Source organism: Silvimonas soli (genome assembly GCF_030035605.1).
GTDB lineage: Bacteria > Pseudomonadota > Gammaproteobacteria > Burkholderiales > Chitinibacteraceae > Silvimonas > Silvimonas soli.
Map to the genome: position 1 here is coordinate 58908 of NZ_CP106736.1, position 21956 is coordinate 80863.

Here is a 21956-nt window from a genome sequence, read left to right on the forward strand (position 1 = left end):
AATACCTGCCACCACAGGATTTATTTATTTTTCCGACCGTAGGCATACCCAGGTTCGTCTCCGCCGGCCTTCAATAGAATCCGGTCCAGCAAGGCTGTCGGTAGCAGGCGTTTGAGATACCAGAATACCTTGGCCGGCACGGTTACCTGATAGCGAGCCAACGGGGTGTCGGCGGCCAGTACCTGTTCGACCACTGTCAGCACCGCTTCAGCTGGCAGCGTAAACGGCGCCGCCGGGCCGGGTTTGGCCAGACGCTTTTGCATGGCCTCATATGCCGGGCGATGAAAGCTGCCCGCTGCGTCTATCCAGCGTGTGAATTGCTGCTGGGCATTGGGGCGAAAACGACTGGTGATTGGCCCCGGCTGTACCAGGACCACTTGCACACCACTGCCATGCAATTCCTGGCGCAAGGTATCGGCAAAACCTTCGAGCGCAAATTTGCTCGCGTTATAGGCGCCGCGATACGGCATGGCAGCGTACCCCAGGACCGAACTGTTAATAACGATTCGCCCGTTGCCTTGGCGGCGCATGGCGGGCAAAACCGCATTGGTCAGTTCAATGGTGCCAAAGACATTGGTTTCAAACTGATGTCTTAGCGCATCCCGACTCAGATCCTCCACTGCGCCCGGCACCGCAAAACCGGCATTATTGAACACCGCATCCAGCGTGCCGCCCGTGCGCAGCAAGACCTCCGCCACACAGTGACGAATGGATTCGCCATCTGCTATATCCAGCTGCAAAGCTTCCAGCCCCTCTTGCTCCAGCCGGGCCACGTCGTCGGCCTGGCGTGCGGTGGCAAACACCCGCCAACCCTTGCGAGCCAGCCCGTGTGCCACGGTGTAGCCAATGCCGGTTGAGGAGCCACTCACCAGAATCGTGCGAATTTTTTTAGACAATTCACTACCTTGGATCATTCAACATGTCCTTTGCGCCAAGAGGGTCTTATTATGAGATTGGTTGCCCGCGACAAACGAAGCAACCAGACCGGAACAGGATTGTGCCGGAATCCGCGAGGTGATTCCGAGCTTAAAACAATGAGGAGAACATCATTATGGCCAAAGTCGCACTGGTAACTGGCGGCATGGGCGGGATTGGCACCGCCATTTGCAAGGCACTCGCCGACGCCGATTTTACCGTGGTTACTACCTACTCACGCCCAGGAAAAGAACAGCAATGGCTGGAAGAAACGCGCGCGGCGGGCTATCAATTTCACGCTTTTGAGTGCGATGTCACCAGCTTTGACGCCAGCGTCCGGCTGGCGGCGCAAGTTCGCGATACCGTCGGCGAGGTTGATGTGCTGGTCAATAACGCCGGCATCACGCGCGACGCCAGCTTTCGCAAGCTGACTCAAGTGGATTGGGACGCCGTTATGTCGACCAATCTGGACTCGGTTTTCAATGTCACCAAACAGTTTGTCGATGGCATGAGCGAACGCAATTGGGGACGAGTCATCAATATCTCGTCGATCAACGGGCAGAAAGGTCAATTTGGCCAGACCAACTACTCTGCGGCCAAGGCCGGCATGCACGGCTTTACCATGGCTCTGGCGCAAGAAGTGGCCCGTAAAGGCGTAACCGTTAACACCATCAGCCCCGGTTATATCGCGACCGAAATGGTTATGGCGGTGCCGGAAGAAGTGCGCGGCAAGATCGTGGCGCAGATTCCGGTTGGGCGGCTGGGCAAGCCTGAAGAAGTGGCAGGATTGGTGACTTATCTGGCTTCTGATTTGGCCGGATTCGTCACCGGCGCCAACATCGCCATCAATGGTGGGCAGCACACGGGCTGAGGTCTGCCCGAGTCGTTCATCAAATGTAAAAAACGGCGTGATGATCTCACGCCGTTTTTTATTGGGTCATCAAAGTAACCGTTTCAAGCCAGATGCATTGCTCGCAGGAAGAAATCCACCACTTCGCTTACTGCCACACTCTCATTGGCGGGGTCGGGCGCATCGTCGCCAAACATCATGCCCAGACGCTCCTGACTGGCCAGTAAATCCAGCAACATGCTGGCCGTACGCAGCGGGTTTTCACGACGCAGCTCGCCACGTTGCATGGCTTGCTCCAGTTCTTGCGCCAACTGGCTGGCGCAGCGCTGGATGCAGTTTTGATAAAAGTGCCGGGCCAGCTCCGGAAAGCGCGGCGCTTCGCTGGTCAATACGCGATGCAGGCTCACCGATTCTGGCGTCAGTACGCGAGCGCGAAACCCCGTACCGAAGGCAACCAGTCGATCACGCAAGCTGGCATTGCCATCCTCCAGCACCGACAGCATCTCCGCCACTTTGGCCGATAGTGCCGACTCAAATAGCGTCTGTTTGCTGCCAAAGCGGTTGTACACCGTTTGCCGCGCCACGCCCGCCCGGCTGGCTACCAGATCAATACTGGCGCGATAGCCCGACTCGCAAAAGACCTGCATGGCAGCCTCGAGCACGCGCTCGGCGCAATCGTGAGTGGGTGTTTCTGACGACATGAACAAGATGGGCGCTCGATACAAATAATTGCTTGTGGATTAGACGATCCAGTCCATTTTAGCCCGCTTATCTGTCCGCTTCACCTATTTTGATATACCAGGTTGATCAATTACGAGATTCACGACAAACCGCCCCGCAACATGGCCGGTTACCCGTCAAACGGTTTGCGCCGCGTATTCACTTCCCACCATCAAGCGCACGATTTCTTCACCGTGGGTATCGCGAGTCAGTCGCTCACCCGCCGCCTCGCCCCGGCGCAAGACAAAAATGCGGTCAGCCACGGCAAAAATGTCGTGCAGATTATGCGAGATCAGCAATACCGCTACGCCCTGCGCTTTAAGTGTCTGGATCAACTCCATGACTTTGCGTTGCTCCGGCACGCCCAGCGCGGCGGTGGGTTCGTCCATGATCAAGACGCGGGCGTTCCAGTAAATGGCGCGGCCGATGGCGATGGCCTGGCGTTGTCCACCCGACAACATCTGCACTGGCCCCGCCAGTTTGCGCTCTGGAATCACGATATCCAGTCGATCCAGCACCTCGCGCGCCACTTTGCGCATGCGTTCGCGATCGATTACCGGCAAGCCCAGCTTGCGCCGCATGGGTTCGCGGCCCAGAAAAATATTGCCGCCCACATCAAGGTTGTCGGCCAGCGCCAGGTCCTGATAAATGGTTTCGATACCTTTGCTGCGCGCATCTTGCGGGTCTTGCATCGACAACGGCTTGCCATCAAAAAACAGCTCGCCTTCTTGCGCCCGGTAAACGCCGGAAATGATTTTGATCAGTGTTGATTTACCAGCGCCATTGTCGCCCGCCAAGGCGAGCACCTCACCCGGAAACAAGGCCAGCGAAATGTTTTTAAGCGCCTGCACACCGCCAAAGCGGATGGAGATATTGCGCACTTCCAGAATCGGCACCAACGTCATCAGCCTTCCCTCCCCAGTCGCTCTTTGTACTGGTCGATCAGCACCGAAAGAATGATGACCACGCCCACCGCGATAAATTGCCAGAACGCGTTCACGTCGATAAAAATCAGCCCAAACTGGATGACCGCGATGATCAGCGCGCCAATCAAAGTGCCGATGACATTGCCGGTGCCACCAAACAGGCTCGCTCCGCCAATGACCACCGCCGCAATCGAATCGAGCAGCATGGACTCGCCCGCGTTAGCGGCACCTGCAGCAAAACGGGCGGTATAGATGATTCCGCCAATCGCCGCAAACAGTGAAGCCAGCATGTACACCACGGTGAGATGGCGCTTGACGTTGATCCCGGCCCGGGCGGCGGACTGCAAGTTACCGCCGATGGCATAGGTGTATTGGCCAAACCGAGTGCTGGACAACACAAAATGCATGACCAACAGCAATACCACGGTGATGATCACTGGCACCCATCCTGTGCCGAGCCAAACCAGGCCGGCGTGGTTAACCGAAACGGTCATGCCGCTGCCCGCTGCCAGAAACCCGGCGCCTCGCGCTACGCCGTACATGCCGAGCGTGCCAATAAACGCAGGCACACCCATGCGGGCAATCAGCACACCATTTACATATCCAGGAATAAGACACACTAGCATCGACAGCGCCGACGCCCCCACCAGCGAGGCTACGGAACCGCCGCCGAGCAAGGTGAATTGCGCAACGCACACCGCGGACAAACCCATTACAAAACCCACGGAGAGATCAATCCCGGCCGTGATGATGACAAAAGTCTGGCCAATGGCCAGCAACAACGGCGCACTGGCGGCCAGAGAAATCGACTGCAGATTGTAGGCATTGAACAAGAACGAGCGCTTGGCCACGATTTGCGCCCATATCTCAAAAAACACCAGCAACGCCCCCAAGAACAACCACGGCCAGACCTTGGTGATCAGGGCCAACCTATCCATTCGCTTGCCGGATTCATCCATTTACCGATTCCATCAGAGGTGAGTCGGGTGATCTGACGCAATCCACCGTGATTTGCCGCACCGGCACCAGGCAAATTGCGTCAGAAGAACAGCGGGCGGTGGCTTAGTTGGAATAGATGTACTGCTTGCCCTCGCCATCGATATTGCTCTTGTCCAGCACCACAAATCCGGTGCCCTTGATGGCCGGAATCTTCTTGCCACGTGCCGCATCAGCGCCGTATTTCACGCCGAAATAACCCATTTCTGCTGGCTTCTGGGCGATTGCAATATCAACCAGACCACTCTTGATGTCTTGATCAATACCCGGCACGGCATCAAACACCACTACTTTCACCTTGCCTTGCTTGCCCGCTTTTTTCACGCCCTCTGCGGCGCCTTTGCCTGAGAACGTATTGGCGCCAAATACGCCGGCCAGATCGGGGTTACGCGCCAGAATGGCGGCAATATGCGCTGCGGCTTTATTGGCATCGTCCTCGTTGTATTGGGTATCCAGCACCTTGATGTTGGGGTGCTTTTTCATTTCATCCAGAAAACCCTCTACCCGCGCGTCGGTACTGGAAATGCCCGGCTTGTTGTCTTCGCAATAAACCTCGCCTTTGTCACCAATGGCTTTGGCCAGCGCCCGCGCGGCAATGCGCCCGCCTTCGGCGTTGTCCGAGGCAATATAAGACAGGGGGAAGTCGGCATCGCCTTTGCCTGTTTGATATTTGCCGTCACCGATATAGGTATCGACGGTAATCACTTTGATGCCGGCAGCAACCGCCTCTTTCAGCGGCTGGATCAACTGCTGTTTATCGACTGGGGAAATCAACAATACATCGGGTTTTTTGGCGATAAAGGCCTTCAGGATCGGTACTTGCTCGGTGGTATTCCAGGCTTTGGGCACCTGAAACAGCAACTCCACGCCCTCTTCTTTAGCGGCCTTCTCGGCTCCGCGGTGCATGGTGAAATAAAACGGATCAACCACGCCAGGCAACAACGCAATCACCGGTTTATTGGCGTCAGCCCACGCTTGCGCTGACAACATGCCGCCAAACAGCGCGGCCAAGGTTAATTTCAGAACAGTTCTACGCGTATTCATACCGATATCACTCCACAAATGGGTTAACCCGTGAGCGAACAAGGCATGGAAAAGCGGTATCAATACCGACAACGCAGTCGCGTGCTGAAAGCAAGCCATAAGTGCGGATTGCCCATTTGTGCGCAGTGTCGTACACCGGATTTCCAGTGTCTTTTTATAAAGATGGCTTTTATTTTCAAGCGCATCCAATGCCGGCAAAAACGCTTCAAGCAACAAAGCATTTCGCCGGGCGTGTTCTTATCTATATGCAGTTAAATCAGGCAGGTCAATTCTGCAGTGCAATATCGCCAGCCCTTGGAAAACAGCGCAAGACAGCAACAGCGCGACCTGCGGCCACGTTGTAATCGTCGGGGAAAATAAAAATAAACTGCCGCCACTTAATAACAACCCGGCGCAAAGCAAAAACCGGCCGGATTCTCGAGGATTCCGGCCGGTCTCTGGTTGATGTAAATGAAACGAACAACTACACAGCAACTTACATCGGTTACTTCACGCCAGCCTGCACTGCCACCGGCAGATCTCGACTGCGGTAATGCCTGGCTACAGCGCTGAGTAACAAAATCAGCATCAGGCAAAACTCCGCACCCAGTCCGGCCAGCGTTGCGTCCAGATAGTGCCCGGAATAATGCAGTGTTTGCGCAAACACCGCGCCCAGCAGCGCCGAACCCAAGCCAAAGGACGCCTGTTGCAAAGTCGCCAGCATGGCGCTGCCCGCGCCCGCCTGTTCCGCTGGCACATCGGCCAGACCAATCCGGAAGAAACAGCTCACGATAAAGGCCTGGCCAAAACCCATCAGTAACGTGGCGGGGGCAAGATTGAGAATGCCCGGGTGTGGCCAGACCCGGTTAAAGGTGGCCATAACCAGTAGCAAACCACTCATCTGGATCAGACAACCGAGAATCAAGGTGGGAGTACGCCCCAGTTTGGCCACGACGCGAGTGCTCAGTAACGAACCGGCGAAATACGAAGCGCCCAACACGATAAAGGCGTTGCCGGAATGCACCGGCGACAGGCCGGCGCCCGATTGCAGGGCCAGCGCCACCACAAACATGAAACCGCTCCAGCAAGAGAAAAACAGAATGGCAATCAGCAAGCCAAACCGCACGCTGGGCAGACGCAGCAGCGACGGCGGCAACAGTGGAAAAGCACCCCGCTGCTCTTGCCGCAATTCAGCATTCCAAAGCATTCGCAACAACGGCACGGCTGCCGCCAGCAAGGCGAAGCACGGCCACGACCAGTGCAAGGATGGTCCGAGCGAAATCGGCAGCAGGATGCAAAGCACTACGGCGGTCAGCAGTAACGTACCGGGCCAGTCGATATGCGCGGCATGCTCCCGACGGGTATCGGGCACCCAACGGCGAGAGCAAGCCAGGATGGCGGCACACACCGGCAGATTGATCAGAAACACGCTACGCCAGCCGGTACCCGCAATGTCTGCCGACACCAGGAATCCGCCCAGTACTTGCCCGACAATGAAGGCCAGCCCACCAATCGCCCCGTAGAAACCCAGCGCGCGGGAATGGGCGTGCCCGGTCAGGCTGACGTGAATCGTCGCCAGAATCTGCGGCACCAGCAACGCAGCCGCAATGCCTTGCAATGCGCGGGCGGCCAACAAAAACCAGATTGATGTGGCCAATCCGCATAACAACGAAGCCACACCAAACAACAGCACGCCAAAATTGAATAACTTCAGTCGGCCAAAATTGTCGCCCAGACGCCCGCCCATCGCCAGGCACACCGCAAACGCCACACCATAAACCGCGACCAGTAATTCCAGTTCGGTTTCTGTGGCATGCAGTGAATGTGCGATGGCATCCAGCGCGACGTTAACGATAGAGAAATCGATCTGCGGCAACAGTTGCCCGGCCAGCAGCACATAGAGCCCGAACTTGCCCAGACGCGAATGATTAACGGACGTTGTCATCACAAATCCTATTCATGAATAAACATAAAATATGCCAAATGGGAGGCAACGGAGGGGAGTATGCTGGCCCTTTTAGACTGGTACCAGCGTCTGTTTAGCCTGGTATAAAATGTGCCAGTCTATGAAGGAGAAGCGTCGTGACCACCAGTTCGAATACCGGCCAGAATCAGGAAACCAGCGGTAAAGAGTTTGCGGAAAGCAGTAGCGCCCACGCCTTAGGCACTTTTCTGCGCGTTCGGCGTGAAAGCCTTGATCCGACTCGTCTGGGCTTGCCTCGCACCGGTCGCCGCCGCACGCCTGGCCTGCGGCGGGATGACGTCGCCATGCTGGCAGATATCGGTATTACCTGGTACACCAAGCTGGAACAAGGTCGACCGATTCGCGTGTCCGCCAAGGTATTGAGCGCGATTGCCGTCGCCTTGCAATGTAGCGATGCTGAAACACGCCACTTGTTTGCCCTGGCTGGCATCGCCAAACCTGCTGCGGACACCGTTACCGCTGTCTATTGCGAAGCCCTTTCCGCCACCAGCCAGTTAATTCTGGATCAACTCGACCCGATTCCCGCGCTTATCCAGAACGCCCGCTTCGACATCATTGGCTTTAACCAGTCATTCTGCCGCCTGGTTGGCGTAGATCTGCAGCAGATTGCGCTGGAAGACCGCAATTGCATTTATCTCGCCATTACCAACCCAGCATGGCGCGCCAGTCTGGCGCAGAGCGTGGATTCGTTGCCGCGCATGGTGGCATTGTTCCGGGCCGCCATGGCCGAGCATTTGCATGAGCCGGTGTGGGAGCAAAAACTGCAGCGGTTTCTGTCCGCTTCGCCCGAATTTCGCGAGGCATGGCAGCGTTACGAAGTACGTGGCATCGAAAACCAGATCAAGCGCTTTTGCAATCCACTTGTTGGAACCATCGATTTACAGCAGACCAACTGGTGGTCTGCGCCCAAAAATGGCGACCGCTTGATGGTGTACGCGCCAGCAGACGAGCACGCCAAACAGGCGTTGCTGCGTCTGGCGGAGCAGTAAACCCCGTTGCGACGGTTAGTGCACGTCGACCGTGCTGTCGCCAGTGGTGCTTTCTGCCTCGTGTTGCTGCATGGCCCACAGCCGCGCGTAGGCACCGTTGGCGGTCAGCAGGCTGCGATGATTGCCGCGCTCGATAATGCGTCCGCCTTCCATCACCAGAATCTCGTCAGCATCGGCGATGGTGGACAAGCGGTGAGCAATCACCAAAGTGGTGCGGTTGGCGGAAATTTCTTTCAATTCAGCCTGAATGCCGCGTTCGGTTCTGGAGTCCAGCGCCGAGGTGGCTTCGTCAAAAATCAGAATGGGCGGGTTTTTGAGAATGGTGCGAGCGATGGCTACGCGCTGTTTCTCGCCGCCGGACAACTTCAGGCCGCGCTCGCCCACTTTGGTATCAAAGCCGTCCGGCAAGCCCATGACGAAATCGTAAATGTGCGCTGACCGGGCGGCGTCGATCACTTCCTCGCGGCTGGCTTCCGGTCGACCGTAGGCGATGTTGTAGTAAATGCTGTCGTTAAACAGCACCGTATCCTGCGGCACGATGCCGATATGCTGGCGTAGCGAAGCCTGGGTGATTCCGCGCAAATCCTGGCCATTGATGGTGATCTTGCCCGCGTTCACGTCGTAGAACCGGTAAAGCAAACGCGACAAGGTCGATTTTCCCGCGCCCGAACTGCCTACTACCGCCACCGTATGGCCCGCAGGCACGGCAAAGCTCACCGAGTGCAAAATCTGCCGATTGCTTTCATAGCCGAAATCTACAGCTTCAAAGCGGATATCTGCGCGCTGGGTAATGAGCGGCACAGCGTCGTGCTGGTCTTTGATTTCCGCGTTCTGACCCAAGAGCTTGAACATTTTTTCCATGTCAGCCAGCGAGTTCTTGATTTCGCGGTACACAAAACCCAGAAAGTTAAGCGGTGCATACAACTGCAGCAAAAAGGCGTTCACCAGCACCAGATCGCCCAAGGTCATTTTGCCGTCGACGACTTCTTGCGCGGCCAGTCCAACCAGCGCCGTGACGCCCAGTGCAATAATCCCTGCCTGCCCGGCATTCAGGAATGACAACGACACCTGATTTTTGACCGAGGCTTCTTCCCATTTCACCAGACTTTTGTCATAGCGCTCAGATTCCCAGCGCTCATTACCAAAGTATTTAACCGTCTCGTAGTTAAGCAAGCTGTCCACGGCGCGGGTACTGGCTTCGGAATCCATATTGTTCATGGTGCGGCGAAACACCATGCGCCATTCGGTAATGCCCAGCGTAAAGCTGATGTAGATAACAATCGTGCCAAAGGTAATGGCGGCGAAATACCAGTCGTATTTCTTCAGCAAAATACCGGCGACCAGAACGATTTCCACCAGCGTTGGCAGGATATTGAACAGCGTAAAATTAAGTAGAAACGCAATGCCTTTAGAGCCACGATCAATATCCCGACTCATGCCGCCGGTTTGCCGCTCCAGATGAAAGCGCAAAGACAAAGCGTGTAAATGATCAAACACTTGCAGCGCTACGCGACGAATTGCGCCTTGCGTCACTTTGGCAAACACGGCGTCGCGCATTTCCCCAAATACCGACGCACACAGTCGCAGCAAGCCATACGCGGCAACCAGTGCCAGCGGCAATACCACCACACCTTTGTTGCCATCCAGATGATCGACAATGCCTTTGAGCACCAATGGCACGCCAACGTTGGCGACCTTGGCCGCAATCAGCAGCACCATGGCCAGGATTACGCGGTTTTTGTACTGCCACAGATAAGGCAGCAAGGTGCGCAGCGTTTGCAGGTCGTTGCGGCGGGCGGGCGTTGAGTCGGAGGGATTCATGAGTTGGGCACTTGTCTGGACTTGCCAATAATGAGGCCGCGAATGCAAATAACAAGCAACCGCAGCAAACATTGGATTGTAGGCGCTTTGCGCTTTACCTATGTCGTTCCCATGCAATCCGGTTGATGGACGAATGGCATGGTCAAATAAAAACGACCCGCGATTTGCCGGGTCGTTTTTATTGCAAAGGATGCGCAAGAGCCGGAATTAGAAGTCTACGCTGGCGCTCACGGAGAACGTGCGTGGCATCCCGACCGTCAAGTAGCCATAACCAGGGTAACCGCCAACCGAAGACCAGTAGTCGCGGTTAAACACGTTATCGACTCGGGCGCGCAGCGTGACCGGACGGTTATTGATATCCATCAGGTAGCGTACACCCAAGTCCAGCCGTGTCCAGCTTGGCACTTCCAGCGTGTTCAGATCATCGGCATAGCTGGACCCGGTGTAAACCACGCGGGCATTCAGGGCCAGACCTTCCAGTTGCTGGACTTCCCATTCCATGCCCAGGTTGCCCTGAAAGCGCGGCACACCGATCACGCGGTTGCCATTGGTCAAATCAGAGCCCGTGTTCTTCTGTGTGGCGTTCAGCCAGGTTACGCCGCCCAATACGCGCAGGCCGGGTGCGGCCAGACCAAAGAAATTCAGCTCCGCCCCACGATGCTGGTCTTCGCCGGAATCAGAGAAATGATTGTCTGAATCCACAACGCCGCGTGGTTTGTCGGTACTAAACAGCGCCAGACCGGCGCCCAGACGGCCGCCGTCATACTTTACGCCCACTTCTTTTTGCCTGGAAACATATGGGGCCAGCATTTCGCCAGGGTTGGTTACGTTGGCTGGCGCGGTATCGCCCTGCGCCAGGCCTTCAATGTAATTGGCGTAAACCGAAACCTGTTTCACCGGCTTGTAGACAATGCCGACCGCCGGACTGGTACGACCCTTGGTGTAGGCCGCGCTCGCGATGCCGGTATCGTAGGCGTAGTTGGTAATGTCAAAGTGCTGGTAGCGAGCACCCACCGTCAGCAGCAGCGACTTGTCGAACATCGACAGCGTATCGCCCACCGCCACGCTGGTCAGGCGGATAACGCCATTCAAAGCCGGGCTATCCAGGTCATTGCCAGTAAACGCTGTTGCGGAAATCGCCGGTTGCGCGTAGGACGTCGGGTGATACAGGTTGGTATCAAACGTGTTGAAGAAGTCCATCGCATAAGCATTGCTCTTCTTCAGTTCGAAGAAGTCGCCCGCCAAGACCCACTCGTGACCAACCGGGCCGGTTTGCAGCTTGCCGCGTACGCCGACTTCGCCGGTATCCACCTTGTCGTCACGCGTATTGTCAAAGCGATAGAAATTGCCATCGCCGTTGTCACTGGTTACCGTTAGGTTGGCCAGCGAGTTGGATTCATGACTGCGACGCAAGCCGTAGGCCGCCCAACCTGTGATGTCCTGGGTGAAGTCATATTCAGCGCGCAGCGTGCCAAACACATCGCGTTCGTTGGAATACGACCATGGTTGCGCAAAGTTTTTGCTGGCATCGGGTGCATCTGGAACGCGTGTTACGCCTGCGCCGAGCGTGACTTCCGGGCGCGTTGCATTGAGGCGGTTGTCTTGCGCGCCAATATCGGCCGAGACGCGGGCGTTTTCGCCGCGCCAGTCCAGTCCCACCGAACCCACGCTGGTTTGGGATTTTTCATCATCCACACCGGTGCCGCCATCGCGATAACCCGCATTCAGACGCAGGCCAAAACTCTTGTCCGGACCAAACCGGCGCGATACGTCGGCAGATGCGTTGCCACTGCCACCGCTATCCACACCGACGGTGACGCGGTTCAGGTCTTCGTTGGTGGCGCGCTTGGGCACAAGATTGATCGAACCACCGATACCGCCGCCGTTAGGCGCCGCGCCCATCAAGAAGCCAGTCGCGCCCTGCAGCACTTCAACGCGCTCGAACAGTTCGGTGGCAATGTACTGGCGTGGCAGCAAGCTATACAAGCCGTTGTAGGCAACATCGTCCGAGCTCAGCACAAAGCCGCGAATGAAGTACGACTCCTGAAAATTGCCGAACCCCTTGGCTACACGCACGCCGGAATCATTCTGCAATACGTCACCCACGCCATGGGCTTGCTGATCCTGGATCAAATCGTTGGTGTAGCTGGTGATGCTGAACGGGGTATCCATATTGTTTTTGGTGCCCAAAATGCCGGCGCGACCGCCCTTCGCCACCTGGCCGCCCGCATAGGCTGGCTGCAGACCGTCTTTGGATGCATCGGCACTCGCAGTAACAGTTACGGTGCCCAGATCGGTAATTTGCGAATTTGCGGCGGATGGTGTGGAGGCGGCAACGGGAGCGGGCTCGGCGGCATAGGCCTGCGGCAAGGAGCAAGCCATGGCGATTGCCAGGGCCATCGGGGTCATTTTTTTCATTTGAATTCCGGGCAGATAAAAATCTGCCACCGCGTCAACCTGCGGTGGCAAGCACTAAAGCGTTTTCTTATTAGTAATAAGAATTATACTCATTAACATGTAGAAAAAGTTGCTTTAACGTAAGATTCATCAAGAACGCCGGAAAACTGTGGCTAAACCCGGGAATTTCTTACTGAAATTCGCCTGATTTGCCGGAACATTCAGAAAATTCACCACCATCCGTTATTGATTCGTAAGTATTTACACCACAACACAAGACCAAAAAGTCAGTCAGCGCCATTTGGGATGGTTAACAAAAAGGCCCGCACCCGGATTTGTTGTCTGGGTGCGGGCCTTTTCAGGTCGCCATATCGGCGAATGGACATGCCGGGCTAATTGACGCTTGCAGGCGCCTGTATGGTGCTTTGAGTGTCGTCCACCTGGGGCTGTGTGGTGGATTGATCCTGGCGGATGATCACGTCATCGCTGTTGTCTTTGTTGTACGGTGTCATCGCCGACTGACTGGTATCCCAAGTGTTCAGCCGTGGGGCATTATTATAAAGCCCGTTGCGATACCCGCGTTCACCCGTGGCACCTGCAGATGCCAGTGCCGAACCGGCAACAAGCGTAGTGGCAACAGTACAAAGTGTGATGAGTGCCTTTTTCATGACAGTCTCCTGTAGTGGTTAAGCATGAATATGGCCCTGAAGGTCATGCCTTCACTCTACCAAAGACTGATTTGCGCCTATGTCGGTCAGGCAGGCGGATTGGCGTCAGTCAGGCGCTACCGGGCTGTCGGCCTTCGCTGAGGGCGGCTTCCCACAAAAAAACCCGCCAGCAGGCGGGTTTTTGATGTTACAGGGCACGTAGGCCGCCATCTGTTAAAGACGTAGTTCGCGCCGCAAAAACTGGTGAAAGTGCTGCATGCCGTCTTCCATCGGCGACTGGTACGGCCCTACTTCATTGCGGCCAGCCGCGTGTAGCGCCTCGCGACCCAATTCCATGCGTCGGATGATTTCGCCATCTTCTACCGCGGTTTCCATATAAGCCGCTTGTTCGGCAGCGATGAATTCCGGCTCGAAATAAGCGATGTCTTCCGGGTAATAGAATTCGACCACGTTTTTGTAACTGCGCGGCCCGGTCGGAATCAGTGTGGAAATCACCAGCGTATGCGGATACCACTCCACCATAACGTTGGGATAGTAAGTCAGCCAGATCGCGCCATAAGGCGGCTGCTCGCCGCGATTGTACTCAAGCACCTGCTTGTGCCAATGCTCATAGGTCTTTGAGCCGGGCTTGGAGAGCGCGTTGTGTACACCCACCGTCTGCACCGAATACCAGTCGGCGAACTCCCACTTCAGATCGTCGCAAGTCACAAACTTGCCCAAGCCTGGGTGGAATGGCTCGACGTGATAGTCCTCCAGATAAACCTCAATAAAGGTTTTCCAGTTGCCTTCGTATTCATCCACGCTAACGCTATGAAAGACGTAGTTGGAGAAATCGAGATCTTTGGCTACGCCGAGATTTTTGAGGTCACCTTCGATGTCGCGACCATTTTTCTCAAACAACAACCCGTTCCAGTTCTGCAGTTGGGTTTCTGGCAGATGCAGGCACGGGTTGTCGTCAAAATGCGGTGCACCGAGCAAATGACCGTCATTGTTGTACGTCCAGCGATGCAATGGGCAAACGGTGTGTGAGCCATTGCCGCGCCCTTCCAGCATCAAAGCCTGGCGATGCCGGCAGACGTTGGAAAGCGCTTTGACGCCAGAGGCGGAACGTTTCAGGTAGCGAGCGCCGTTGGTGGCTTCAAGGACGTGGTAATCACCGACCTCTGGCACCATCAGTTCATGACCAATATATTTGGGGCCATGCTCGAACAGGAGTTCAAGTTCACGCTGATACAGGGCTTCGTCGAAGTATGCCGAAATCGGCAACTGGGTGGACATGTCCAGCTGCATGGACGCAGCCGTAGCCAGAATATTCATAGTATCCCACACCCCCTGGGCTAGAAGGTCTAAGACGTCTTGCCACTTTGCTGACGCAAAGTGCGCAGCGGATGGGTGGGCAAGCCATCAAGCATTAATCAAATTCGGAGCGCAAAACCCCGAGCCACGAGAGGCCGAATTCTGCCCGCAACGGGGGCTTTACGCAAGTGTCATGGGATTGGAAAGCTTCTAAAAATCAGGAATTTGATAACAGAAGTGAGTCTGCGCGCCTGCGAAAACAGGGGTTGGCGTGGCCGTTTTCAGTCTTCAGAGTGCGGGCTGACTGCAGGTCGGTTGGCGCAATTTCCAGTCAGAAAAGCAATGCCTGACGCCGCACTGTACAATGCTCTATTGAGTTGCACATTGCGCGCCCGGTTTTCCAGGGCAAAACAGTCCGCAGCACCCTATTCTTTGGTCGTGATCAGAACGGATATATCTATTTGTTTTGTCACGGCCTTTCCCGGCAACGCCGCGCAATGCCTTGCCGGGCAAGAACGACACAGGAACACACCATGATCAATAACGACGTAATGCGCAGCGTGCGCTACATGCTGGATCTGAGCGACAAGCGCATTGTCGACATCCTCAAGCTGGCCGACTTTGAGGCACAAAAAGAAGACGTGGCCGCATGGCTGAAGAAAGATGAAGAAGAAGGCTACGCGGAGTGCGACGACAAAACCATGGCGCACTTTCTGAATGGTCTGGTGATTTTCAAGCGTGGTAAAGACGACACCCGCGCGCCGCAGCCTACCGTCTGGCCAGTCACCAACAACACAGTTCTGAAAAAACTGCGTGTGGCTTTTGAACTGAAAGAAGACGACATGCACACCATTCTGGCGGCATCGGGATTCGAGGTATCCAAGCCAGAATTGAGCGCACTGTTTCGCAAAGAGGGTCAGAAAAACTACCGCGCCTGTGGCGATCAGTTGCTGCGCAACTTCCTCAAGGGTTTGACGCTGCGGGTGCGTGGTCCGAATTAAGTCGGGCCGCAGGCCATATGACTGTGTGCCAACTTGATGGTTGTGTTGGCACCAGCAAAAAAATAGCCCGCACATTGATGCGGGCTATTTTTTGCATGCATTCAGTGAATGGCTGTCAGTCTTCCTGCTCGCGCATATTGCGACCCAGCGGACTGGGCTGATTGCGGGCCTTGGCCAGTTCAATCTGCTTTTGCCGCTCACGCGCACCGGCGCGGGTTTTCTCGCTGAGACTGTTCCAGCAATGCGGGCAGCTAATGCCGGGCACATAATGTGGCGATTTGCGTTCTTCTACCGACACCGGCTCGCGGCAGGCGTGGCACAACTCAAAATCGCCTTCGCTCAAATCGTGGCGCACGGTGACGCGGTTATCAAACACAAAACAGTCGCCCTTCCAGCGGGATTCTTCCTGCGGCACGGTTTCCAGGTATTTCAGAATCCCGCCTTTCAGGTGGAAGACCTCTTCAAAACCTTCACCCAACATATAACTGGATGCTTTCTCGCAACGAATGCCGCCGGTGCAGAACATGGCGACTTTCTTGTGTTTGGCCGGGTCGAAATGTTCTTTGATGTACTCGGGAAACTCGCTGAAGCTGGTGGTTTGCGGGTCAACGGCGCGCTCGAAAGTACCAATCGCCACTTCATAATCGTTGCGGGTATCGATCACTAGTACTTCCGGATCGGCAATCAGCGCATTCCAGTCTTGCGGCTCAACGTAAGTGCCAACTTTTTTGTTGGGGTCCACGCCGGGCACGCCCAAGGTGACGATCTCTTTTTTGAGTTTGACCTTGGTGCGATAGAAAGGCTGCTCGTCGCAATACGATTCTTTGTGATCGATATCGAGCATGCGCGGATCGTTCTTGAGCCAGGTCAGCAAGCCATCAATCGCCTCACGCGTGCCAGACACGGTGCCATTGATGCCCTCTTGGGCCAGCAGCAGCGTGCCCTTCACGCCCAGGTCTTTCATGCATTGCTGCAGCGGCTCACGCAGTTCAACGTAATCAGTCAGCGTGACGAACTTGTATAGCGCAGCCACCACGATGGGATGCGCGGTATTTTGAGTCATTCAGAAAATCTCCAGGTGGTCGTCCACGTAAAGGACGGACCCGATAAAAAGGCCGGCCAGCGCCGGAAGCCGGAATGTACCCGCGTCGCAAAATTGATTCAACCGACTTTCACGTAAAGCAAACATGAAATGCGATGCGCGGCTAATGGCAAATACGATTCGTCTATTCACCGCATTTACCTTGGTATCCCGTGAAAACTCCCCGACGATGCGTTTCTCGCAACGCAGGGAGTATTTCAATCATGAAAAAACATATTTCGTTGTCCGCCTTGGTTCTGTCTGCCGCCTTCACCATTCAAGCTGCTCCCGCTTTCAGTGCCGACGCTGCTTCTACCGTAATCGGCTCTGGTGCCATGTCGGTCGCTTATGCGCCTGTGCTATCTGTAACCGGACATCCATTTGAAGCTTCAGCAGCTGCGGGCGGAGGCAGTGCCATGATCGTTGCCGGTCTGGTTATCGGCACGGGCGACGTGATTGAAGTATCGGTGCAGAAAGTTGCCGATGGCAGCAAAGCAACCGTGGCTGTCTCTGCCGACGTCGTCAAAAAACTGGGGGTTGCGGTTGGCCAGACCGTGACCGCAGTTTCTGAGGCTACCGGTTATTCCTTGATCTATTCCGGTCAGATTCTGGCTTTTGTACCCAACGCCGCCGGCCAATCCTTGCTGGAACACAGCCGCGTTAGCGATGCGAGCGCCCCCGCTGCCGCGGCAGGTCACTAAAGATGGCGAATCGCAAATTCCCCCGCATTTGCGCACTGATTTGTGCAATGGTGCTTGGTATATCCAGTACGGCGTGGGCGGGTCAGACCTGCAGCGACGCACCCATTGACGGCACCGTTGTCCGCAACGCCCTGGAAGCGGGCTTGCAGGCCTCCCGGGCTCTTGATGAGCTGCAACCCAAAGTGGCCTTGATTGCACGCATTGGCTCGGACCTTTCCGAGTACGGCCTGCGTTATTCGCACCTCGGGTTCATCTCACGTGAAGCACCGGGACAGCCTTGGCGCATGACCCATTTGCTCAATGAGTGTGGCTCGGCCACGTCAGAGTTGTGGCATGAAGGTTTGGGTAATTTCTTCATGGATGACATGTTCTCGTTTGATTCCTTGATCATGATCCCTGATGCAAAAACCCAGGAGGTACTGTGGGGCTTGTTGCACAATCCCGTTGCGCTGGAGCAGATGCATTCGACCAGCTATAGCGTTGTAGCCTACCCGTTTTCAACGCTGCACCAGAATTCAAACCAATGGGTGCTGGAGGTGCTGGCTGAGGCACAAGGCGGCAAGGTCATCAATGGCCGTGAGCGTGCTCAAGCCTGGCTCAAGGCTAATGGGTATCAGCCCAGCACGCTTAAGATCGGCATGTTCAAGCGCCTGGGTGGGCGAATGTTCAAGGCCAATGTTGCGTTTGACGGGCAACCGGGCGATCGGCGGGCTGCTGGCCTGATTGATGTGGTCACGGTGGATTCCATTCGCCAGTTCATGAAGTCGCTGGAGATCGAGCAATCCGAACGTGAGGTAATTGCCAAGGGTATTGTCGTTGTACCAGCAACAAAGGGCCGCTGACCTTCGGTATTTCGCAGGCAAAGGGAATGAAAAAAGCCGACTGGATACAGTCGGCTTTTTTGTTACTACATTGTTCGTCCAGAATCAGACGGTCGCTTTATCCGCTTGCGCCTGGTAGGTATCGATCTCATTAAAGTTGAGGTAGCGATACACTTCTTTGCTCTTGGAAGCCAGCACGCCTACATCGGTCATATATTCCTCAACTGTCGGAATACGACCCAGGCGCGAAGCAATTGCGGCCAGTTCGGCGGAGCTCAGGAACACGTTGGTGTTCTTGCCCAGACGGTTCGGGAAGTTACGGGTGGAAGTCGAAACCACGGTCGCGCCTTCACGTACTTGCGCCTGGTTACCCATGCACAGCGAGCAGCCTGGCATTTCGGTACGAGCGCCAGCAGTGCCAAAGGTGCCGTAGTAGCCTTCTTCGGTCAGTTGCTGTGCATCCATCTTGGTCGGCGGTGCAATCCACAGTTTGACCGGGATATCGCGCTTGCCTTCCAGTAATTTGCCTGCGGCACGGAAGTGGCCGATGTTGGTCATGCAAGAGCCGATGAATACTTCGTCGATCTTGGTGCCAGCAACTTCGGACAACACTTTCACATCATCCGGATCGTTCGGGCAAGCCAGGATCGGCTCTTTCACGTCGGCCAGATCAATCTCGATTACGGCGGCGTATTCTGCGTCGGCATCCGGCTCGATCAGGTTCGGGTTGGCCAGCCAAGCTTCCATGGCCTTCACGCGACGAGCGATGGTCTTGGCATCGCCGTAACCGTTGGTGATCATGGACTTCAACAGCACGATGTTCGAATTGAGATATTCGATGATCGGGGCTTTATCCAGACGCACCGAACAACCGGCGGCCGAACGCTCGGCCGAAGCATCAGTCAGTTCAAATGCTTGCTCAACCTTCAGGTTAGGCAGGCCTTCGATTTCCAGAATGCGACCGGAGAAGATGTTCTTCTTGCCAGCCTTCGCGACGGTCAGCAAACCTGCCTTGATGGCGTACAGCGGAATGGCGTTGACCAGATCACGCAGGGTGATGCCAGGCTGCAGTTCGCCCTTGAAGCGCACCAGTACGGATTCCGGCATGTCCAGCGGCATTACGCCGGTGGCAGCACCGAACGCGACCAAGCCAGAGCCAGCCGGGAACGAAATACCGATCGGGAAACGGGTGTGGCTGTCGCCGCCGGTACCAACGGTATCGGGCAGCAGCATACGGTTCAGCCAGGAGTGGATCACGCCATCGCCAGGTTGCAGCGACACGCCGCCACGGTTGCGGATAAATTCTGGCAGTTCGTGGTGGGTTTTGACGTCCACTGGCTTCGGATAGGCCGCAGTGTGGCAGAACGATTGCATGACCAGATCAGCCGAGAAACCCAGGCAAGCCAGGTCTTTCAGTTCGTCGCGAGTCATCGGGCCGGTGGTATCTTGCGAGCCAACCGAAGTCATGCGTGGTTCGCAGTAGGTGCCCGGACGCACGCCCTGACCTTCCGGCAGGCCAACTGCGCGGCCAACCATTTTCTGTGCCTGGGTGAAACCCTTGGTCGAAACGACTGGAGCGGTCGGCAGGCGGAACAGTGTGGATGCGGGCAAGCCCAGCGACTCACGCGCCTTGGCAGTCAGGCCACGGCCAATAATCAGGTTGATACGGCCACCGGCACGCACTTCATCAAACAGCACATCAGACTTGAGAGCGAACTCGGTCACGACTTCGCCGTTCTTCAATACTTTGCCTTCGTACGGGCGCAATTCAATCACGTCGCCCATGTTCAGACTGGATACGTCCACTTCAATTGGCAGCGCGCCGGAGTCTTCTTGCGTGTTGAAGAAGATCGGAGCGATCTTGCCGCCGAGGCAGTAGCCGCCAAAACGCTTGTTCGGCACGAACGGGATGTCATCGCCAGTCCACCACAGCACGGAGTTGGTTGCGGACTTGCGGCTGGAGCCGGTGCCGACCACATCGCCAACGTAGGCAATCAGATTGCCTTTTTTGGCCAGATCCTGAATGAACTGGATTGGGCCGCGTTTGCCGTCTTCTTCCGGCGTAATGCCAGGACGGGCGTTTTTGAGCATGGCCAGGGCGTGCAACGGAATATCCGGGCGCGACCAGGCATCCGGCGCGGGCGACAGATCATCGGTATTGGTTTCGCCGGTGACCTTGAATACGGTCAGCGTTACCGATTGCGGTACTTCCGGACGGCTGGTGAACCATTCAGCATCGGCCCAGCTCTGGATCACTTCTTTGGCGTTGGCATTGCCCGCGTCAGACAACTCTTTGACGTCGTGGAAGTAATCAAACATCAACAGGGTTTTCTTCAGGCCGGCAGCGGCCACGGCGCCGACTTCGGCATCGCCCAGCAGATCAATCATCGGCTTGATATTGAAGCCACCCAGCATGGTGCCCAGCAACTCAACCGCTTTGGCGCGGGAGATCAGCGTACAGGTATCTTTGCCTTGCGCAACGGCAGCGAGGAACGCCGCTTTGACCTTGGCGGCATCGTCCACGCCAGGCGGTACGCGATGGGTGATCAGATCAAGCAGGAATGCCTCTTCGCCGGCGGGCGGGTTTTGCAGCAATGCGACCAGATCAGCAGTTTGCTGGGCGGTCAGAGGCAGCGGAGGAATGCCGAGAGCGGCGCGTTCTGCGACGTGCTGGCGATAGGCTTCAAGCATGAGAATTGTCCTGTATGGAAGCTGTAAAACAAAACCGACCTGATTGATCGTTCCTGACGGGGTAAAACGGGCCTGTGGCAGCACTTGCCGACCACAACGACCTGCCTTTCTGTAGCGCAGAATACGCGGATTACACAGCGTCTTCAAACGAGTAATTGCTACAGTAGCTGTGAGGTATACTCACAGGATGAGCCAGTCACTTCCACCACTGAACGCATTGCGCGCATTCGAGTCTGCCGCTCGTCTGGAGAGCTTTTCTGCCGCCGCACACGAACTTTTCGTGACGCATGGCGCTGTGAGTAAGCAGATCAAGCAGTTAGAAGAATGGCTTAACGTCAAACTGTTTGAACGCGCCGGTGGTCGGGTCAAGCTGACCGACGCCGGCTGGCGCTATCTGGTGCAGGTGCAAGACGGGCTGGACTTGATCTCGAGCGCCACGGCGCAACTACTGCAGCCAGATCGTCAGCGTCGCCTGGTGATCAACTCCACACCCACTTTGGCGTTGCATTGGCTACTGCCGCGACTGGCCGGTTTTCGTACGCAGCACCCGGATATTGATCTGCGCATCATGACGTCCGACCGCGACATCAGCCGGATTGATACGCCGTTTGATCTCGCCATTCGCCGTGGCCCGGGCGACTGGCCCGGCCATGTTGCCAAGCCTTTTCTGGAAGAGCGCGAAGTTTTGTTGTGCAGCCCGGAGCTACTACAACGTATTGCACTGGATAAACCGGCCGACCTGGCTCGGCACACGCTGCTGTATGCCGATACTCGCCCTACGGCGTGGCAGCGCTGGCTGACCCTGGCTGGCGTGCCCGACCTAAAACCAGCCGCCACACTGCAGTTTGACCACTTCCACTTCACCTTGCAGGCAGCCATGGACGGGCTTGGCGTCACGCTCGGGCCGCTGCCAATGATGCAAGGTGAACTGGATCGCGGCGGTCTGGTCATCGCCCTGCCCGCGCCTGTGGTTCCCGTGCGTGACTACTACTGGGTGGTGCCGCGATTATTAATGGATGATCCGGCGATTGGGGCATTTTGCCAGTGGCTGGAAAGCGCAGGCTGAACCAGCCCGA

At 56.1% G+C, this 21956-nt stretch carries 19 protein-coding genes; 7 read left to right on the forward strand and 12 right to left on the reverse strand.

Going from position 1 to position 21956, the window contains the following annotated elements:
• Positions 1-20 precede the first annotated feature (20 nt).
• A complete protein-coding gene (locus N7220_RS00220) occupies positions 21-914 on the reverse strand; it encodes an SDR family NAD(P)-dependent oxidoreductase (RefSeq protein WP_283149459.1) in 894 nt (297 codons plus the stop codon).
• Between the two features lie 137 nt (positions 915-1051).
• Between N7220_RS00220 and phbB the strand changes: the two genes are divergently transcribed.
• Positions 1052-1786, forward strand: coding sequence for an acetoacetyl-CoA reductase (phbB, locus tag N7220_RS00225; protein WP_283149460.1), 735 nt, complete (start codon positions 1052-1054; stop codon positions 1784-1786).
• 83 nt (positions 1787-1869) lie between these two features.
• Here the strand turns inward: phbB and N7220_RS00230 are convergent, their stop codons facing one another.
• From N7220_RS00230 to N7220_RS00245, 4 genes are all read right to left on the reverse strand, one after another.
• Entirely contained in the window at positions 1870-2466 is a 597-nt protein-coding gene (locus tag N7220_RS00230) for a TetR/AcrR family transcriptional regulator (protein ID WP_283151459.1), read from the reverse strand.
• A 156-nt stretch (positions 2467-2622) separates the two neighbouring features.
• Positions 2623-3390 carry an ATP-binding cassette domain-containing protein gene (locus N7220_RS00235; protein WP_283149461.1) on the reverse strand — a complete coding sequence of 256 codons (768 nt, stop codon included), beginning with the start codon at positions 3388-3390 and terminating at the stop codon, positions 2623-2625.
• Positions 3390-4349, reverse strand: coding sequence for an ABC transporter permease subunit (locus N7220_RS00240; RefSeq protein ID WP_283149462.1), 960 nt, complete (start codon positions 4347-4349; stop codon positions 3390-3392). The genes N7220_RS00235 and N7220_RS00240 overlap by 1 nt, the downstream gene beginning before the upstream one ends.
• Before the next feature lie 124 nt (positions 4350-4473).
• Positions 4474-5451, reverse strand: a complete 978-nt coding sequence (locus N7220_RS00245; RefSeq protein WP_283149463.1) for an ABC transporter substrate-binding protein — start codon at positions 5449-5451, stop codon at positions 4474-4476.
• A gap of 146 nt (positions 5452-5597) precedes the next feature.
• On the opposite strand from N7220_RS00245, the gene N7220_RS00250 reads away from it, so the two are divergent.
• Positions 5598-5795, forward strand: a complete 198-nt coding sequence (locus N7220_RS00250; protein ID WP_283149464.1) for a hypothetical protein — start codon at positions 5598-5600, stop codon at positions 5793-5795.
• A gap of 140 nt (positions 5796-5935) precedes the next feature.
• On the opposite strand, the gene N7220_RS00255 is transcribed toward N7220_RS00250, so the two are convergent.
• Positions 5936-7375: an MFS transporter gene (locus N7220_RS00255; protein ID WP_283149465.1), complete on the reverse strand. Its 1440-nt coding sequence runs from the start codon at positions 7373-7375 to the stop codon at positions 5936-5938.
• 137 nt (positions 7376-7512) lie between these two features.
• Between N7220_RS00255 and N7220_RS00260 the strand changes: the two genes are divergently transcribed.
• Complete coding sequence (locus N7220_RS00260) at positions 7513-8403, forward strand: helix-turn-helix transcriptional regulator (RefSeq protein WP_283149466.1); 891 nt, start codon at positions 7513-7515, stop codon at positions 8401-8403.
• Between the two features lie 15 nt (positions 8404-8418).
• Here the strand turns inward: N7220_RS00260 and N7220_RS00265 are convergent, their stop codons facing one another.
• The 4 genes from N7220_RS00265 to N7220_RS00280 form a co-directional block, all read right to left on the reverse strand.
• Positions 8419-10224 (reverse strand): ABCB family ABC transporter ATP-binding protein/permease, encoded by a 1806-nt coding sequence (locus N7220_RS00265; protein ID WP_283149467.1) that lies wholly within the window; start codon positions 10222-10224, stop codon positions 8419-8421.
• 207 nt (positions 10225-10431) lie between these two features.
• Positions 10432-12642 (reverse strand): TonB-dependent receptor, encoded by a 2211-nt coding sequence (locus N7220_RS00270; protein WP_283149468.1) that lies wholly within the window; start codon positions 12640-12642, stop codon positions 10432-10434.
• Between the two features lie 371 nt (positions 12643-13013).
• Positions 13014-13289, reverse strand: coding sequence for a hypothetical protein (locus tag N7220_RS00275; protein WP_283149469.1), 276 nt, complete (start codon positions 13287-13289; stop codon positions 13014-13016).
• A 213-nt stretch (positions 13290-13502) separates the two neighbouring features.
• A complete protein-coding gene (locus tag N7220_RS00280) occupies positions 13503-14606 on the reverse strand; it encodes an aromatic ring-hydroxylating oxygenase subunit alpha (protein WP_283149470.1) in 1104 nt (367 codons plus the stop codon).
• Between the two features lie 512 nt (positions 14607-15118).
• Between N7220_RS00280 and N7220_RS00285 the strand changes: the two genes are divergently transcribed.
• Complete coding sequence (locus N7220_RS00285) at positions 15119-15586, forward strand: YehS family protein (RefSeq protein WP_283149471.1); 468 nt, start codon at positions 15119-15121, stop codon at positions 15584-15586.
• 115 nt (positions 15587-15701) lie between these two features.
• On the opposite strand, the gene trhO is transcribed toward N7220_RS00285, so the two are convergent.
• Positions 15702-16649 (reverse strand): oxygen-dependent tRNA uridine(34) hydroxylase TrhO, encoded by a 948-nt coding sequence (gene trhO, locus N7220_RS00290; RefSeq protein ID WP_283149472.1) that lies wholly within the window; start codon positions 16647-16649, stop codon positions 15702-15704.
• Positions 16650-16891: 242 nt separating this feature from the next.
• Here trhO and N7220_RS00295 point away from each other — a divergent pair, with 242 nt between their 5' ends.
• A complete protein-coding gene (locus N7220_RS00295; protein WP_283149473.1) occupies positions 16892-17368 on the forward strand; it encodes a hypothetical protein in 477 nt (158 codons plus the stop codon).
• 2 nt (positions 17369-17370) lie between these two features.
• Complete coding sequence (locus N7220_RS00300) at positions 17371-18210, forward strand: DUF2145 domain-containing protein (RefSeq protein WP_283149474.1); 840 nt, start codon at positions 17371-17373, stop codon at positions 18208-18210.
• A gap of 84 nt (positions 18211-18294) precedes the next feature.
• Here N7220_RS00300 and acnB read toward each other — a convergent pair whose 3' ends face one another.
• Positions 18295-20880, reverse strand: a complete 2586-nt coding sequence (acnB, locus tag N7220_RS00305; RefSeq protein WP_283149475.1) for a bifunctional aconitate hydratase 2/2-methylisocitrate dehydratase — start codon at positions 20878-20880, stop codon at positions 18295-18297.
• A gap of 187 nt (positions 20881-21067) precedes the next feature.
• Here acnB and gcvA point away from each other — a divergent pair, with 187 nt between their 5' ends.
• On the forward strand, positions 21068-21946 hold the full coding sequence (gene gcvA / locus N7220_RS00310; protein ID WP_283149476.1) for a transcriptional regulator GcvA: 879 nt from the start codon (positions 21068-21070) through the stop codon (positions 21944-21946).
• Positions 21947-21956 lie beyond the last annotated feature (10 nt).